Source organism: Candidatus Lokiarchaeota archaeon, assembly GCA_014730275.1.
Lineage (GTDB): Archaea > Asgardarchaeota > Thorarchaeia > Thorarchaeales > Thorarchaeaceae > WJIL01.
Genome location: WJIL01000068.1, coordinates 136731 through 151129, shown reverse-complemented (window position 1 = coordinate 151129; position 14399 = coordinate 136731). Strand labels below are relative to the sequence as shown.

Below are 14399 nucleotides of genomic sequence, written 5' to 3'. Positions count from 1 at the left end.
CTTAGGCCCCAAATTCGCCTGTAAGTGGTACAAACGCGACTCCGCCCCATTTCTCTTTGGATATATCTCCATCTTGATCCTTCTTAACTTTGATGAGTTCTTGAAAGAACCCTCTTCCTCCAACTGGTATCAGCATCTTGCCCCCTTTATCCAATTGCTCAGTCAGAGGATCCGGAATACCGGGCGCCGCAGCTGTTACCAATATCCTATCGAAAGGAGCTTTATCAGGAAGTCCTTTTGCACCATCTCCATGTATCAGTGTTACCCTGTCCATGTATCCTGCCCGTTCTAGATTGGTCTCCGCAAATTCTATCAAATGTTCTACAATTTCGACTGTATACACATGCCCTGGATTTTCTGCGCCTTCAGGGGCAACGAGTTCGGCACATAATGCTGCATGATACCCTGAACCCGCGCCAACCTCTAGGACTTTCAACCCCTCTCTAAGATCTAGTTTCTCACACATTATCACACACATGTGTGGTGCCGATATGGTCTGCCCATGCGATATTGGTTGGGGCGTATCTCGATATGCTGCATCCTGATGACCTGGTTGAAGGAATTGTGACCGGGGTACTTCTCTGAATGCTCTTTCGACAGATTCTGTCTCCAAATACCCTCCTCTTTTCAACCGCTTGATCAGGCGTTCTTTCTGTTTCTGTAGATTATCTTCAGGCATTCCAATCATGATGTGTTAGATTCATTCATAAAAAGGATTATCGAAATACAATGTATATGCTCAGAGTATCATTTGTTGCTCATGGCCACAAGAATATCGTTGGTAAACACAATTCAACTCTTGAATTAACAACTGAAAACCAGTTGACCCGCCGAGGTACGTGTATTGTCGGCGTAGATGCGGAATTAGCACTTTCAGACTTGAGTTCAGATATCAAATCTGCAGTAAAGTCAAGTGAGACAGTAATTGAGCTTAGAATGACTGTTGAAGGGCACACCGAGACTGTAATCGGGCATGGAGCCCAGGGCCTAACGTATGATGATAGCACAAGTATGGTAGCTAGAACGAGCAACTATCAGTGTGATCGCACTTTGATGGTGTCGGCTAACAAGGCTGCGTCTAATTTGAATCGGGCCTTCATAACCAAGCTGCAGAACCCGAACTCGCTATTACGATGTGTTCTGACATTCAAATAACCCTCACCTCAATAGCCATTTGATACTCGTATGGCGCGCTATCTCTAACCCTCCGAATCTCGAGGATTTCATCAACTTGACGGTGTGATTCTTTGATTAGTCGCGTGATCTTGTCATGTGCCTTTTTCTCTGGCTCCGGCTCAGATATGAATTCATAGTAATGGAGCATGCCCCCCGGCATCAATGCATTTGAAGCAACATCTACATAATCATCTGCTGCAGATGGATGATTCATAATAATTCGATCAACATCTTTGTGGAAACGCGATTGAACATATTCTTCTGCATTAGCCGCGACGCATTCTATGTCCCCTTTCAGTCGGTTGAGACCGATACTCTTCTCAAGAAGATCGATTGCATCACGATTAATATCAATCGCTACGATTTTTGCTGCTGTCCGTTTTGCAATATGAAGAGCAAAGGGGCCGACGCCCGTGAACATATCCACAACGAGTTCGTCGTCATGAACTTGCTCTGCAACTCTTCGATGTTCTTCAAGAAGCCGGGGACTGAAATAAGCCTTGGAAAGGTCTACAGCCATATCAATCCCGTATTCAGTGTGAACCGTTGAGGTCTTCTTCTCTCCTGCAAGAAACTTGTATGAACGTGTCCTTTTGACACCGGAAATAGCGCCTTTCTTTGAGAGGATCGTAGAGAAGTGCGGGTAGATTGACAGGAAGGCGTGGCCTATTACTTCGTCATATTCCTCTAGCTCTTCGGGTATCTCCAATACCGCGATATCTCCAACCAAATCATAAGCTCGAGGAAGCAATTCAAGCTCTTCTGAATCCAGTTCGTCCTCTAGGGCTTCTTCCAAACTCCGTGGACCCTCTATAATCGTTTCGAATTTCCTCGTACCAAATTCGTAATCGGCGAGGTCAATAGTCTCTTCAACGTCGTTTTTTGATGCGTTGCCGATAAGCGGAAGATAGAGACTGTCTTCAATCCGAACTATTCGGTAATCGTTGTCCAATAGCCCTTCATCTGCTAATATGCTACGTACTCTTTCACCCGATTGTACGGGCACTTTGACGTAGGGCCTTCGCTCTTCCATTACAGATTAACGGGTTGTGTTCTCGCTAAGATACTTTCGGTCAAAAAGAAAAGTAAAATCGGGGCGAGAGGCCCCGAAGTCTTTGTACTGTAATCTACAGTTTCTTCTTACAGAAGAACCAGTCTTTGCAATCGAAACCTTCTGCCATGCGCTTCTCTGCTTGCTCCTTTGTCTTCGGAGGGGGCACAATAACTTCTTGGCCAGGCTCCCAATTCGCAGGAGTAGCAACACTGTGCTCATCGCTGGTCTGGAACGCATCAATCACACGTAGGATTTCTTGCATGTTTCGGCCGTTACTAAGCGGGTAATAGATCAGCGCGCGCAGCTTGAAGTCAGGGTCAATGAAGAAAACCGCTCTGACCGCGGATGTTCCACTCTGGGCTGGATGAATCATGCCGTATTTTCGGGCCACATCCATGCTCAAATCTTCGATGATTGGGAATGGGACATCGACACCCATTTTCTCCTTGATAGTACGGATCCAGGCAATGTGACTGTAGTTGCTGTCCACACTGAGTCCAATCAGCTTCACATTTCGCTCCGTCAGTTCTGGCTCAATGTCGGTGAAGGCCATAAATTCGGTCGTGCATACCGGTGTAAAGTCCGCTGGGTGTGAAAAGAGAATCACCCAACTGTCTTTCGCCCACTCGCTGAATTTAATCGGGCCATCAGTAGTATTCGTTTCAAAATCAGGCACCTTTTCACCAATAAGCAGCATTCTTCGTTGTTCTGGTTTGGTTTCAGTTTCAACTTCACTCATTTTTAGTTACATCCTGTTTTTTCACAGTATTTTCTTCTCTACCAAGAAACATGGTTTCGTGATCTGGGTTCTTGGCATCGCTTAATTATCGATAATAATTATTATTTAATAAATTTTCCTAATTGAGGAAGCTTCCTTCTTAATAATCCTTATTAGAACCTATACTTATCTCTGTACAGTCATGAAGCCGCAGAAGGAAGATGTAGCAAGAATCCTCCGTGAGAACGGGTACCGTGCTACGTCGCAACGGTTGGCCATTTACGAAGCACTTCGTACTGCTGATTCGCATCCAACTGTGGCCGCCGTCCATGAATCTGTTGCAGAAGAGCATCCAACTATCAGTCTGGCTACAGTATACAAAACTCTGCAGATTTTCACAAAGGTTGGTCTTGCAAGGGAGATGGCCCTCAAAGAGGAATCAACCCGATATGACCTGCGAGATGAAGCTCATATCAATCTCATCTGCAATATGTGTGGGAAGATCCAGGACGTCTTCTGTGAAAATCTACGGGATATCAATAATGCAATAGAAGCAGACACCGATTTCAAGGTGACTGGCGGAAGCTTTGAGGTCTATGGCATGTGTGGGGACTGCCAAAACAAGCAGAGTGAATGATTTGTCTCGCATTCTCTTGTGAACAGTATTTTGCGCACTTGAATCCGCTTTGAAGAGCAGAAACCATCAATTATCAATCACCATTCACCCCTACAATCGAAGCTCATTCGGATTTTTCGCTGAAATGAGGTGCCCAACCATACACAACAGAGTTCAAATGGTGCCCCTACTATACGAAGGTTTACGAGTGGTGATGGAATAAATGTCTCCACGCGGTCAGTTTGAGGGAAAATCCAACGAATTCATAACAATTGTGATTACTATAATAATCGCGGTATCCGGTGTTTCAGGTGCTCTCATCGGGAGCTTGTTTCGACCAAATCAGTCAGCGGACTCTTTTGTGGATGAGCCTTTTGGGGACCCATTGCCTATTCGCTTTGAGTCTCAGCCGTTTGCTGACTACGAGGAGTATGAAACAGATTTTACTCTTAACGTTTCATCCTATGATATCAACTCCGACCTCTCCAACATTATCAACCTGGACTCCTTTTCTTACCTCCCGGAGAATGCCAGAAACGCAATCGTTGATCACTACTTCTTCGCCGTTCCTTCAAACTTCAAGATGTTCGCAGATATATATTGCATGAATGACGACTACGAGCTCCCTTCATTCGTGACTTCCGATTCTGTACTGCATGCCTATCATGTACTCTATGACCTTGCCCTACGGGAAATTGAGGAAACTCATTTCATGAACCACATAGGAAATCTCTCCAGACATATGGTAAACGTCTCACTGGATCAGTACAATCTATTGGAGAGTGATTTATGGCGGGCCCTTGCAAAGAAGAATGCCGCCTTCTTCTCGGTCGCTGCGAAGCTACATGACCCTGACTGGACAGTTCCTGATCCGGTGACCGGTTGGGTCTATCAAACCCTCCACTTCATAGAAAACGCCGGGGGATTCACCACGGACTGGTTCATGAACCAGCGATTGGACTTCAGTCAGTTTATTCCCCGGGGGCACTACACTCGGACTGAATCCCTGAAACGATTCTTCAAGACCATAATGTGGTTATCTCGGGTTGCATTCCGTGTACAGCCTGATGACGACGGGCTCACAGCGGAGCAGAACGCAGAACGGGCTGAGAATGAGACTGGGCAGGCAGTTTTGTTGTGTCGAGCTTTCGAGCAACCTAGCCATCTATTCATCGACGGGGAAACACCTCTTCGCCTATGGCGAGAACTATACGATACGACCTCGTTCTTTGTGAGTACGAGTGATGACCTCACGGTGGATGAGTATCTCACTATCTTCAACGCCATATATGATGATCCGGTCAACATCGTTGAGCTGTGCAATAGAACGAAACTTGGGACATTCATCGCAACAGCAAGGGAGTCACGAAGCCCACAGATTATATCCGGTTGGGTGTGGGATTCGCAAAGCATCAATGTCACCAAGGGTCTCCGATTCATGGGGCAACGATTTGTCCCGGACTCCTACATGTTCAGCGAACTAACGCATGCAGCAGTGAAGTATCGAATGATGCCCAAGGCATTAGATGTCATGGCTGTACTAGGCTCCCAAAGAGCTTGGGACTTGCTAGATGATCAGAAGGACTATCTGAACTATACCACGCAGATGAACCGTCTCAAAGAGACTTATGGTGATTTGAATCTTAGCAACTGGACACAGAGCCTTTACTGGTCATGGCTTTACAGCTTCAAAACCTTGCTTGATGAGCCAGAGCTTGGTCATCCTTCTTTCATGCTCACTGACCAGTGGATTGACAAACAGCTTACGACTTGTTTGGGAACGTGGACAGAATTGAGACATGACACCATTCTCTACGCTAAGCAATCCTATTCCCAAACATATGGTGCTTCCTATCCCCCTCCTGGATATGTAGAACCCGTCCCTAAGTTCTATGCCAAGCTTGCCTCCCTGTGTAGGATGATGCTACAAGGTTTGGACAGCCGTGGTCTTGTTGTAGATGATTTTACGGAGCGACTCGTGAGATTGCATGACCTGCTTCGTGAATTCCAAGTTATTTCTGAAAAGGAGCTCTCGCAGACACCCTTGAACGCAACGGAGTGGTCCCTGCTTGAGAACATCGGAGGTATACTGGCGCACATTGAGGGAACCTACAATGAGGGAGGAAGGGCGGCATTGGTTGCTGATGTCCACACCGATCCCATGTCCGGAAAAGTGCTGGAAGAGGCTACAGGGAACCCAATGGTGATTTTAGTTGCGGTTCCCAATGAGGAGGATAAGGTCTTCCTTGCGAGAGGGGCAATGTATTCTCACTATGAGTTCGCATGGCCCATGAGTGAAAGGCTGACGGATGAGGCGTGGTGGCAGATGCTGGAAGAAGAGTCTGCACCGTCGATGGATGACTGGATGGGGTCTTTCGTGCTCGGAATTTCTGAAACTTCAGACCTTTCTGCTTCCCACAATGCGTACAATGATCCTGAGATGAGACGAAATTCCTCATCAAAGGCTTACCGTAATGTCATGCCCATTGCAATCGATGTCAGAAAAATGGCGAAACCTACCTGAAGTAGAACAGACCCTTTTGAGGCTGCTTCAATCCTGTGAATCCGAAAAATTACTTGGAAATATCGGGGAAGATGCCGCAATCCAGAAACTTCGCGAACGAGGCTTCGATGTGGATCGTGTTCCCTGGATTAAAGGGGAAACATCTGTCTCCTACAATAGGAAGGGTGCAAAGCCGAGAAAGTGGTACTATCTCACTCCATGGTACGAACGGACTGAAGAATACAAGAAAGCTATGGCAGAAGCTGATCGGAAAGCCTACGAAAAGGAACTCCTGATTATGAGGGAGGATAACAAAGATCATCCCAGAAAAGATGACAGGCAGAATGATTGAAAGATATTCCGGGTAAAAAGAGCGCGGATTTTAGGTTGAAATGGTGGGCCCAGAGCGATTTGCTCACAGCGGGAAATCCCTACTGTCTTGAACGCTCGACCGGCAGGTTATGAGCCTGACGCTCTACCAACCTGAGCTATGGGCCCGTGGTTACGTACTCAAACACGATTTGGTTGAAGGAATGAGATAAAGGTTGCGAAAGAGGGAATCACCGTATACAGGCTCCGAAGACTGATACTGGTTCGCGACCCTGAGCCCCCAAGTAGCTGATTCACACAACTGGATGCAAAGATGAAGGGGGCTGATTGGTTTGAGTTTAAATCTCAAGATTGGAACTACGGGAAAACTCAGCGAGAGCCTAGCGAATGATACTCATGTTCACGTCCGATCACTGTGTTTGGTGTGAAGTTGTACGCAAGATGCTGCAACGAGAGGACACGTGCATGCCTGATATCTCGGTGTATGAAATCAACATTGATAGGTACCGCCGCTTGGCTCGAGCATTTGGAATCCTAGTAGTTCCGACCCTAGTTGCTGGCGGTCGCACACTTGCCGGTCTTCCCACACCTTCCGATTTACAGAATTTCGTTCTACAGGCCTCCTCGGAGGATGGCATTTGTTTTGGTGAACTATCTTTGAACGAAAACACCTCCGAGAACCATCAGGAATCTTCCAAAGAAGAGAGCGCCCCTGAGGGTCATCTTTTCGCTTGAAAGCAAGTTTCATTTCCGAAGACCATCACTTTAAACCAGCCTCCGATAGAACAAGACTGTGACGGCAAATTAGTAGCGCGGAATCTATTTATCACCATCGCATACGACACAATCTTAATAACCGTGCTAGTTTGTCAAACCTCGACAGGCCCCGGTAGTGTAGCTCGGCCCAGCATCTAGGGTTTTCGACCCTATGACCCGGGTTCGAATCCCGGCCGGGGCACCAACTATTTCTACGTAATCTCCAAACTCATGCTGAAGTCAGCACTTTTGTACGAATGCGTTAATGCGCCAGAGGATAGTATGTCCACATCGCATTCAGCGTACTCAGTCGCATTATGCTCTGTGATTCCACCAGATACTTCCAGAAGTACTTCATCTCTCAAGTTTGCCTTGTCAAGGGCTTGACATATTTCCGTAACGGAAGAGGGTGTTTGATTATCCAGTAAGATGATGTCGGCTCCAGATCTTGCCGCCTTCAGAGCGCCCTCCAAACTTCGCACCTCACAGGATACTTTCTTTGAGAATGAGACTGCTTTCTTTGATTCAAGGACGGCTTGCTCAATACTCTCAACAGAAACCAGATGGTTGTTCTTGATCAAAACCATGTCATCGAGAGCATACCGATGGGAGTCACCCCCGCCAATTTCCACTGCCCGCTTCTCGAAATATCGGAAACCTGGTGTTGTCTTGCGGGTCGCGGCAAGTAGGACATCTTGATTTACCTCCCGTATTCTATCAACAATCTTACGAGTCTTTGTTGCTATTCCACTCATTCTCATGATGATATTCAGAGCCAGTCTTTCGACAGTGAGAAGAGCTACTGCTTTTCCAGACAATGTGATTACTGTTTCTCCAGAATCAACCCAGACGCCTTCTTGGACCTTTGTTTCGTATTTCAAATCAGTAAGACGGGTAAGGTCCCTAATCTCCTTCAAACCCGCAACAACGGTTTTCTCCTTTGCTCCAATTTCACCGACCCCCTTTCTTAACGATGGGACTAAAGCTTGGGTGGTAATGTCTCCTGATCTGATATCTTCTTGAAGGAAGGATTCAAGACTTTCAATCACAGAGGGCGGCGATTCGTACATTTTCCTCATGACCTCATTCCTTTGCTGAATTGTCTTTACGAACTACATTCCCACGTGGGGAAACTTCACCGAAAATCTCTGCTTGGAACTTCATGAACTTGGTGTCTGGTTCTCTCCAAGCTTCCATAGGTAGCATTGCCTTTCTGCAAGTATGTCTGAGAAACTCCTCGGCATCCCAGTTCCATTCTACTGCAACCTGCGGTAATAGTAGCCCCCTTCTTCCACCTTTTGCTGCAATCAAACCATCACATCCCACCTCTATTTCCTTCATCAACTCGTCCGGGTTTGAGCATTCAATTTCTTCGGGTGGAGTCAACAAACTAACCTCTATTATGATAGAATCGAGTTCCTTTTCCTTGACCGGTGAGAATCTAGGATCGTTGGCTGCGGCATCGAATGCAGAGTCTATTGTTGCTTGAACCAACGGATCCGTGGGATATGGTCTACCAATACATCCCCGAAGATTATTCTTGCTCGAGGAAGTGGAATTCAGTGTGACAAATACACCGGATTCTCTCTTCAGATGGCTTGGTGTGTCATCTGGAACGTTTGGTTTTGTGCTTTCCCGAGCAAATTGCTCTACAGTTCTTCTAGCTAATTTGACTAGGAACTCACCATCATCTTTGGAGTAAACTTGGTCCACTTTCACACACTCACTTGAAACGGTATACGACCCGGGTTATTTGTTTAATGCTCTATTACGTTACGTACTGGTACAATGCCTGCTGTTCCTGGCCTTACTTTGAAACTACCATCTCGATATACTAACCTACCTCCAACAAAGGTCATTACGGGACGTGCGAGCACTTCTTGACCTTCAAAGGGTGTGACAGTTGTTTTGGAATGAAACTTATCGCCCCTGATTTCATATTTGTCTTCTTTTACTACTATTAAATCGGCGTCATAACCCTTGCAGAGGATACCCTTTCCTGGGATATTCAGTATTCTCGCAGGGGCTGAACAGCAGCATCTAAGATATTCTACCCAGTGCATCTCTCCTTTGAGAACCCGTGTTAACATGAGTGGCACAGTTGTTTCCAAACCTGGAAAACCGGATGATGCATGCAGGAACGGAGCATGTTTCTCCTTCTTAGTGTGTGGCGCATGATCCGAAGCAACACAATCGATTACACAGTGTGATACAGATTCCTGCAAGAATCTTCTGTCATGTGGTGACCTAAGTGGAGGTAGTACCTTTGCTTCTCCATTCTTATTTGTGAATTTGTCCCCGGTCAAAAGCAAGTGATGGGGCGTCACCTCGGCAGTTAGTGTGTTTTCTGCTCTGTGCTTCTTAATCAGCTTGGCAGTAAATGCACAGCTGACATGACATACATGTACTCTGCTCTCAATTTCCTTTAGAGCGTCAATGAAAGTTACAACTGCCCTCCTCTCAGCTTCGCAACTATGTATCTCAAAGAAATCCTGAACCGTTTCGGGTCGTGCGTCTGGATCCGAGAAATCCGGGTGGAGAAGGAGTGGAAGGTCCCATCTTCTCGCAAGATTGAGGCATTCTCTGATTCTTTCTTTGGTATATTGTATGTCCTTGTCAAGGGGGGCATGTGGATAAACCTTCAATCCGAGTATATCATTGAAGAATTTCTCATTTGGTGCCTTAGCACTCTTAGGAATGCCTCCGTAAAAGCCAATATTGACGAAACTGTTTTCCCGAGCTCGCTCTATCTTTTGCTGTAAAACATTGTGGGACAAAACAGGAGGTTGAGAGTTAGGCATATCAACAACTGTAGTTACACCCCCAGCGGCAGCGGCCATGGTTCCCGAGCGATAGTCCTCCTTGTTTGACTGCTTCAAATCTCTGAGATGGGTGTGGATATCAATCATTCCTGGCAGAATGTACAATCCCGTACAATCAATGTCAGTTTCTGCAGCAGGTTCTTGTCCAACTTCGTAGATTCCCTCTATCTTCCCTTTATCAACAACCACCGACCTTTTGCATAATTCCCCATTTTGAACAATGCTGCCGCCACGAAGAATCAACTCTGCGGTCATATGCTTAGGCCTCTTAGGCCCTTGGATACACCCGTGCTATTTGATGTCTTCGCTCAGTTGCTAGTTTCGGGAACTTGAAAATTATTGGCAACGAAGCGAGTAAAGTCAGTTGCGCTAATTATGCCCACAAGTCTATCGTTCTCATCTACGACTGGTAGAGTGTTTAGCTTAGCATCAAGCATTCTGGTAGATGCTTCAGCAATAGACGTTTCCGTATTCACGACTGGAGGTTGTTGCTGCATGGCATCAACTACCCGTATTTGTCTTACCTGATTTGATCTATACTTATCGGGGACCTCTGATGTGAATCTCGCCATTGCCTCGGCAACCAGCTTCTCAGTAAGCAACCCTACAACTGCCCCACCATCGGTCACGGGCAGACCCGAGAAGCCTGCTGTTAGCATATCCAATCTTGCTTTTACGAGACGGTCAACTGGACTCGCCACCAATAGATCTTCTGCGGTCATCAAATCTTCCACAGCTACATTGTCGAATTTCTGCACAAGTCGGGATAACTCAATCTTGGTAATCACACCAACTATGTTATTCTCCTCATCCACTACAGGGCATCCGCTCATTCCTCTCTCGAGCATGAGCTTAGCGACATCTGTTATATCGTCCTTTGGCGAGACAGTAATTACCGAGCTACTCATTGCACTTGATACATGAAGTCTACTGATAGATACAGCTACTACCTTGCTAACATCTAACCTATCTGCAATATCGGCATATGTGAGTATACCAGTTAGCTCCTTATCTTGTGTTACAATCAGTCTATCCACACCTTTCTTCTCCAGCAAATCCAGTGCATGTGATAAACGCTGGTCCTTGTCGATTGTTTCCGGCTCAGACATTATTTTCTCTACTTCCATAGCATAGACCTCCTTGAGTGTTTAGTTCATGACCGGGTAGAACCGGTCTTCTGGTTCTGCTAATTACCTCCTACAGTCCTCGCAAACATACTGGCCATCTACGAGGGCCAACTCGGTTGAATACCCGCCACATATATCACAGGTTCCACCATATGCGATAAGACGATCTTCTTTCTCTTCTTGGCCTGATACATGCTCCCCCTCTTTAATCTTCAATGATTCAATGAGAATATCAATCAATTCGGGCGACCATCGGAGAATGTCTCTTGATGTGACAATCCCCACCAGTGAATGATTTTTCAGAACTGCTAATCGACGGATTTTGCTCTGTGCCATAATCCTCATCGCCTTCGTAAGCGCGGTTTGAGGTTCCACATGTATTATCGGTGATGACATTATTTCTCTGGCTCGTGTAGCACGGACATCACGCTCTTTTGCTACAACTCGTCTTACAATGTCTGCTTCGGTAATCAATCCGATTGCCCTTTCTTTATCCACAATTACGATTGAACCTATATCCATTCGACTCATAGACTTGGCCACTTCCAGGACAGTGGCGTCTGGAGCAGTACTTACAACATCCATAGTCATGATATCCCGAATAGCCATTGATTGCGACGGGTCATCCATCTCAATTCCTCAATTAATTCGGTACTGGGTACCGTTTGAGCTCAAGCTTTTGGTTTCGCTTTAAATGTGTTTGTTCTAGTGAACAGGCTATAATCCTCTTGCTGATTCACTCCAAAATATGACCTTCACCTGGGGGGAGGACCCTCATAATCTCCTCTTCTGGCGTCCGGCTCAGGATTCTTGCCTTGTCTTCGGGCAGCATTTCTTCAAATCGATGCATTATTGACTTGACAAGATTGCTCTTCTTCTGCCTTCCTGGACCTACTTTGATATTGAACTCTGTGTGGCTTTCTACTGCTGAATATGGTCCTGACATGGGTACCGCGTGTTCTCCTTCAAACAACAATCCCACTGCCAGCTCAATAGATATGTTCTCGATGTAGTTCTTTGAGCCATATATCATAACGGCACCTGAAGGAAGGTACTCCCCAGAAGGAGGACTGAAGCTTACCTGATTTGGTTCTACCCAATAAGCATCCGCGCTTACAAGATTCTCTTGCCAAGCTTTTGAGAATGTAATTGAGAATTTTCCGGCTTCTCTAAGGGTTATGTCTCCGGGTTGCTCATCTGGGACTTTTATGATAACGTAAGGAGCACCGTGCACAGCAGCGTGTATGAAAACGTCATTCGGACCCAAGTGCTTCTTAGCAAGCTCTTCGTTTGTTTTAGCATCTCTCCCACCTAAAACCAAATGCCCCTCGGAAGACTTGAACCACCGGTATTTTTCATACCAGTGCTTTCTCCTGACCTTTACGGGTTTCTGTTCTTCTATAGGTTCAATTTCGCTTTCATCGAGATTCTCGAGTTCTTTTCTGGTTTTCTCTATTTGTTGCCTTGCGCCTTTCATTTTCCCCTCGATTTTCTTTGCCCGGTTATACAGCTTCGACGCATTTTGCTGAACACTTTTTCGTATATCCAAGCTAGTCGTTTTACCATCTACTTCTAGAATAACTTCCCCTCTTTCAGGATGGATTTCAGTAATCATCTCAGCAGATGGAATTTCCTTTTTCTTTCCCACCTCTATTTTTTCCTGAATTCTCGCCCACGGAACGCCATCAGATCTCGCTTGTTCGACAGTGTGCAGTATCTCATTTATTTCTTGGAAATTTGCGTACATCGCCTCGCCAGTCTCTCGTAATAGGCTGGCCTCCTCTTCCAGTTCATCTAGATTCTCTTTTTGTTTCTCGATAATAGTCTCAAGCCTTTCTTTTTCCTCTCTTAATGCTGCTTGTTTCTTATCTATTTCTTTCTCAAGCTCCGGGAAGCCAAAGAACTCGTCAATGGCCTGACTGTAGGTGTCAAATACCTCCTCTGACATCCCCGCGTAAGTCTCGAATTTGAAGGGAACGAATGAAAGATATTGCCCTTCATCGTCTAGGACTATCCTTGGTTCATCAGCCCCCTTCTCTATTTTTCCAAGGTATTCCTTGAAACCGTACATCAAATCGCGAATTTGATTCTCTGTGACATTCTGGGATGATTCAGTTGGAGAAATCCCTGCCAAAGCACAGACTTCTTCGCAGCTTAAGGAATCTACATTGAATCCCCGTGTTAATGTTCGTATTAGGCTCGCATTGGAATCTTCAATTACATCTTCTAAGTCTTGAAGCTCCACCGCAAGTATATCTCGCCCTCTTTGCGGGGGGAACTGATACGTAGCATTTGGAACTACATTGCGATCACGCATCTTCTTGTAGTAAAGCCCAACGAATATTTCGTCATCAGGGTCAACAAGTACGACATTACCCTTCCCAAACAGTTCCACGATAAGCTTGTATTTGTTCTCGTCGTTTCCAACTTCAAAAACCACTATCCTGTCCAAATCATATTGTTCAATATTCGTAATCACGCGATTCCTGAGGTATTTCCGAAGCACCATACAGAATTCGGGAGGAAAACGCGGAGCGTCTCTCCGATAACGTGTCACATGTATCCGGCGACCTGGCTCGATGAGAATTTGTCTAGTTCCTACTGTTGTTTTATGGACCTTTAGAACAAAGATACCATTGTACTGATAGACGTTGTTTACAAAGGCACCTTGTCCTACTTCCTTTATCTCCGGCATGATTGCCCGAATGTCTGTATTGCTCATCGACTCCTTCATTATGTGTAGCAATCAGACCGAGGCTTTTATAACACAGTCGATTTACGATTCACATCAGATAGGTGATTCCAAATGGACCCCCTTAGCTCAGTCTTTCACACCATTTTCGACAGATGGAAAGATGATCCAAGCGATCTCAATTATTACGTCAAAATTTTCTTCGCTTGCATTAGCGCAATTATCTGTGGTGTTGCTGGGCCTGCTTTTGCAGGGACAAGGGGTATCGTCTTTGGCTTGCTCATCTACGTCATAAGTCTGTACGTATTGGTCTACATTATGAACATGGATCCAGAAGCACTTGGAGGCTACCAAAAGCTGGTTACCGATTCCTTACCTTCATATTTGCTCCTTTGGGTTCTATTGTGGACGCTCATCTACGCATTCACTTTACCCCCATCATTGATTGAGAGCTAGATTCCACTTTCAGTTCGTGATTTGTATTTGTTTCACAAATTGCGAATTGTTACCCCTTGTATCTTCAATCTTGCAAAAACTGAGGCCTTCACATTATACCTGCGATGAAACGCGAATCTCTCAATCCCCTTGTGTTTTGTTGCGAATCG

Annotated in this window: 15 protein-coding genes and 2 tRNA genes; 7 read left to right on the top strand and 10 right to left on the bottom strand. The window is 45.7% G+C overall.

Annotated elements, in window-relative coordinates; genetic code table 11:
- Position 1: 1 nt before the first annotated feature.
- Complete coding sequence (locus tag GF309_07865) at positions 2 to 679, bottom strand: protein-L-isoaspartate(D-aspartate) O-methyltransferase (GenBank protein MBD3158688.1); 678 nt, start codon at positions 677 to 679, stop codon at positions 2 to 4.
- Positions 680 to 729: 50 nt separating this feature from the next.
- On the opposite strand from GF309_07865, the gene GF309_07860 reads away from it, so the two are divergent.
- Positions 730 to 1155 carry a DUF371 domain-containing protein gene (locus GF309_07860; GenBank protein MBD3158687.1) on the top strand — a complete coding sequence of 142 codons (426 nt, stop codon included), beginning with the start codon at positions 730 to 732 and terminating at the stop codon, positions 1153 to 1155.
- Here GF309_07860 and GF309_07855 read toward each other — a convergent pair.
- Positions 1148 to 2209, bottom strand: coding sequence for a methyltransferase (locus GF309_07855; protein ID MBD3158686.1), 1062 nt, complete (start codon positions 2207 to 2209; stop codon positions 1148 to 1150). The genes GF309_07860 and GF309_07855 overlap by 8 nt on opposite strands.
- Positions 2210 to 2303: 94 nt before the next feature.
- Entirely contained in the window at positions 2304 to 2927 is a 624-nt protein-coding gene (locus GF309_07850) for a peroxiredoxin (GenBank protein ID MBD3158685.1), read from the bottom strand.
- Between the two features lie 223 nt (positions 2928 to 3150).
- Here GF309_07850 and GF309_07845 point away from each other — a divergent pair, with 223 nt between their 5' ends.
- The 3 genes from GF309_07845 (at position 3151) to GF309_07835 (ending at position 6419) form a co-directional block, all read left to right on the top strand.
- Entirely contained in the window at positions 3151 to 3585 is a 435-nt protein-coding gene (locus GF309_07845; GenBank protein ID MBD3158684.1) for a transcriptional repressor, read from the top strand.
- 202 nt (positions 3586 to 3787) lie between these two features.
- Entirely contained in the window at positions 3788 to 6088 is a 2301-nt protein-coding gene (locus GF309_07840) for a DUF3160 domain-containing protein (GenBank protein MBD3158683.1), read from the top strand.
- Positions 6060 to 6419 (top strand): hypothetical protein, encoded by a 360-nt coding sequence (locus GF309_07835; GenBank protein MBD3158682.1) that lies wholly within the window; start codon positions 6060 to 6062, stop codon positions 6417 to 6419. The genes GF309_07840 and GF309_07835 overlap by 29 nt, the downstream gene beginning before the upstream one ends.
- Before the next feature lie 41 nt (positions 6420 to 6460).
- On the opposite strand, the gene GF309_07830 is transcribed toward GF309_07835, so the two are convergent.
- Positions 6461 to 6565: transfer RNA gene (locus GF309_07830), tRNA-Ile, on the bottom strand.
- A 297-nt stretch (positions 6566 to 6862) separates the two neighbouring features.
- On the opposite strand from GF309_07830, the gene GF309_07825 reads away from it, so the two are divergent.
- Together GF309_07825 and GF309_07820 are read left to right on the top strand one after the other, a co-directional pair.
- Entirely contained in the window at positions 6863 to 7132 is a 270-nt protein-coding gene (locus GF309_07825; protein MBD3158681.1) for a hypothetical protein, read from the top strand.
- A 148-nt stretch (positions 7133 to 7280) separates the two neighbouring features.
- Positions 7281 to 7358: transfer RNA gene (locus tag GF309_07820), tRNA-Glu, on the top strand.
- Positions 7359 to 7365: 7 nt separating this feature from the next.
- Here GF309_07820 and nadC read toward each other — a convergent pair.
- From nadC to GF309_07790, 6 genes are all read right to left on the bottom strand, one after another.
- Entirely contained in the window at positions 7366 to 8223 is an 858-nt protein-coding gene (gene nadC / locus GF309_07815) for a carboxylating nicotinate-nucleotide diphosphorylase (GenBank protein ID MBD3158680.1), read from the bottom strand.
- Positions 8224 to 8236: 13 nt separating this feature from the next.
- On the bottom strand, positions 8237 to 8866 hold the full coding sequence (locus GF309_07810; GenBank protein ID MBD3158679.1) for a TIGR00296 family protein: 630 nt from the start codon (positions 8864 to 8866) through the stop codon (positions 8237 to 8239).
- 44 nt (positions 8867 to 8910) lie between these two features.
- A complete protein-coding gene (locus GF309_07805; protein ID MBD3158678.1) occupies positions 8911 to 10230 on the bottom strand; it encodes an amidohydrolase family protein in 1320 nt (439 codons plus the stop codon).
- A 53-nt stretch (positions 10231 to 10283) separates the two neighbouring features.
- Entirely contained in the window at positions 10284 to 11102 is an 819-nt protein-coding gene (locus tag GF309_07800) for a CBS domain-containing protein (GenBank protein MBD3158677.1), read from the bottom strand.
- 63 nt (positions 11103 to 11165) lie between these two features.
- Positions 11166 to 11732 (bottom strand): CBS domain-containing protein, encoded by a 567-nt coding sequence (locus GF309_07795; GenBank protein ID MBD3158676.1) that lies wholly within the window; start codon positions 11730 to 11732, stop codon positions 11166 to 11168.
- 106 nt (positions 11733 to 11838) lie between these two features.
- Positions 11839 to 13836: a DUF814 domain-containing protein gene (locus GF309_07790; protein MBD3158675.1), complete on the bottom strand. Its 1998-nt coding sequence runs from the start codon at positions 13834 to 13836 to the stop codon at positions 11839 to 11841.
- 72 nt (positions 13837 to 13908) lie between these two features.
- On the opposite strand from GF309_07790, the gene GF309_07785 reads away from it, so the two are divergent.
- On the top strand, positions 13909 to 14250 hold the full coding sequence (locus GF309_07785) for a hypothetical protein (protein MBD3158674.1): 342 nt from the start codon (positions 13909 to 13911) through the stop codon (positions 14248 to 14250).
- The last annotated feature ends 149 nt before the right edge of the window (positions 14251 to 14399 follow it).

Excerpts from the sequence above, each read along its gene's own strand:
- GF309_07865 (MBD3158688.1), bottom strand. The coding sequence starts at position 679 with ATGCCTGAAGATAATCTACAGAAACAGAAAGAACGCCTGATCAAGCGG.
- GF309_07860 (MBD3158687.1), top strand. The coding sequence starts at position 730 with ATGTATATGCTCAGAGTATCATTTGTTGCTCATGGCCACAAGAATATC.
- GF309_07855 (MBD3158686.1), bottom strand. The coding sequence starts at position 2,209 with ATGGAAGAGCGAAGGCCCTACGTCAAAGTGCCCGTACAATCGGGTGAA.
- GF309_07850 (MBD3158685.1), bottom strand. The coding sequence starts at position 2,927 with ATGCTGCTTATTGGTGAAAAGGTGCCTGATTTTGAAACGAATACTACT.
- GF309_07845 (MBD3158684.1), top strand. The coding sequence starts at position 3,151 with ATGAAGCCGCAGAAGGAAGATGTAGCAAGAATCCTCCGTGAGAACGGG.
- GF309_07840 (MBD3158683.1), top strand. The coding sequence starts at position 3,788 with ATGTCTCCACGCGGTCAGTTTGAGGGAAAATCCAACGAATTCATAACA.
- GF309_07835 (MBD3158682.1), top strand. The coding sequence starts at position 6,060 with ATGTCAGAAAAATGGCGAAACCTACCTGAAGTAGAACAGACCCTTTTG.
- GF309_07825 (MBD3158681.1), top strand. The coding sequence starts at position 6,863 with ATGCCTGATATCTCGGTGTATGAAATCAACATTGATAGGTACCGCCGC.
- nadC (MBD3158680.1), bottom strand. The coding sequence starts at position 8,223 with ATGTACGAATCGCCGCCCTCTGTGATTGAAAGTCTTGAATCCTTCCTT.
- GF309_07805 (MBD3158678.1), bottom strand. The coding sequence starts at position 10,230 with ATGACCGCAGAGTTGATTCTTCGTGGCGGCAGCATTGTTCAAAATGGG.
- GF309_07800 (MBD3158677.1), bottom strand. The coding sequence starts at position 11,102 with ATGGAAGTAGAGAAAATAATGTCTGAGCCGGAAACAATCGACAAGGAC.
- GF309_07795 (MBD3158676.1), bottom strand. The coding sequence starts at position 11,732 with ATGGATGACCCGTCGCAATCAATGGCTATTCGGGATATCATGACTATG.
- GF309_07790 (MBD3158675.1), bottom strand. The coding sequence starts at position 13,836 with ATGAAGGAGTCGATGAGCAATACAGACATTCGGGCAATCATGCCGGAG.
- GF309_07785 (MBD3158674.1), top strand. The coding sequence starts at position 13,909 with ATGGACCCCCTTAGCTCAGTCTTTCACACCATTTTCGACAGATGGAAA.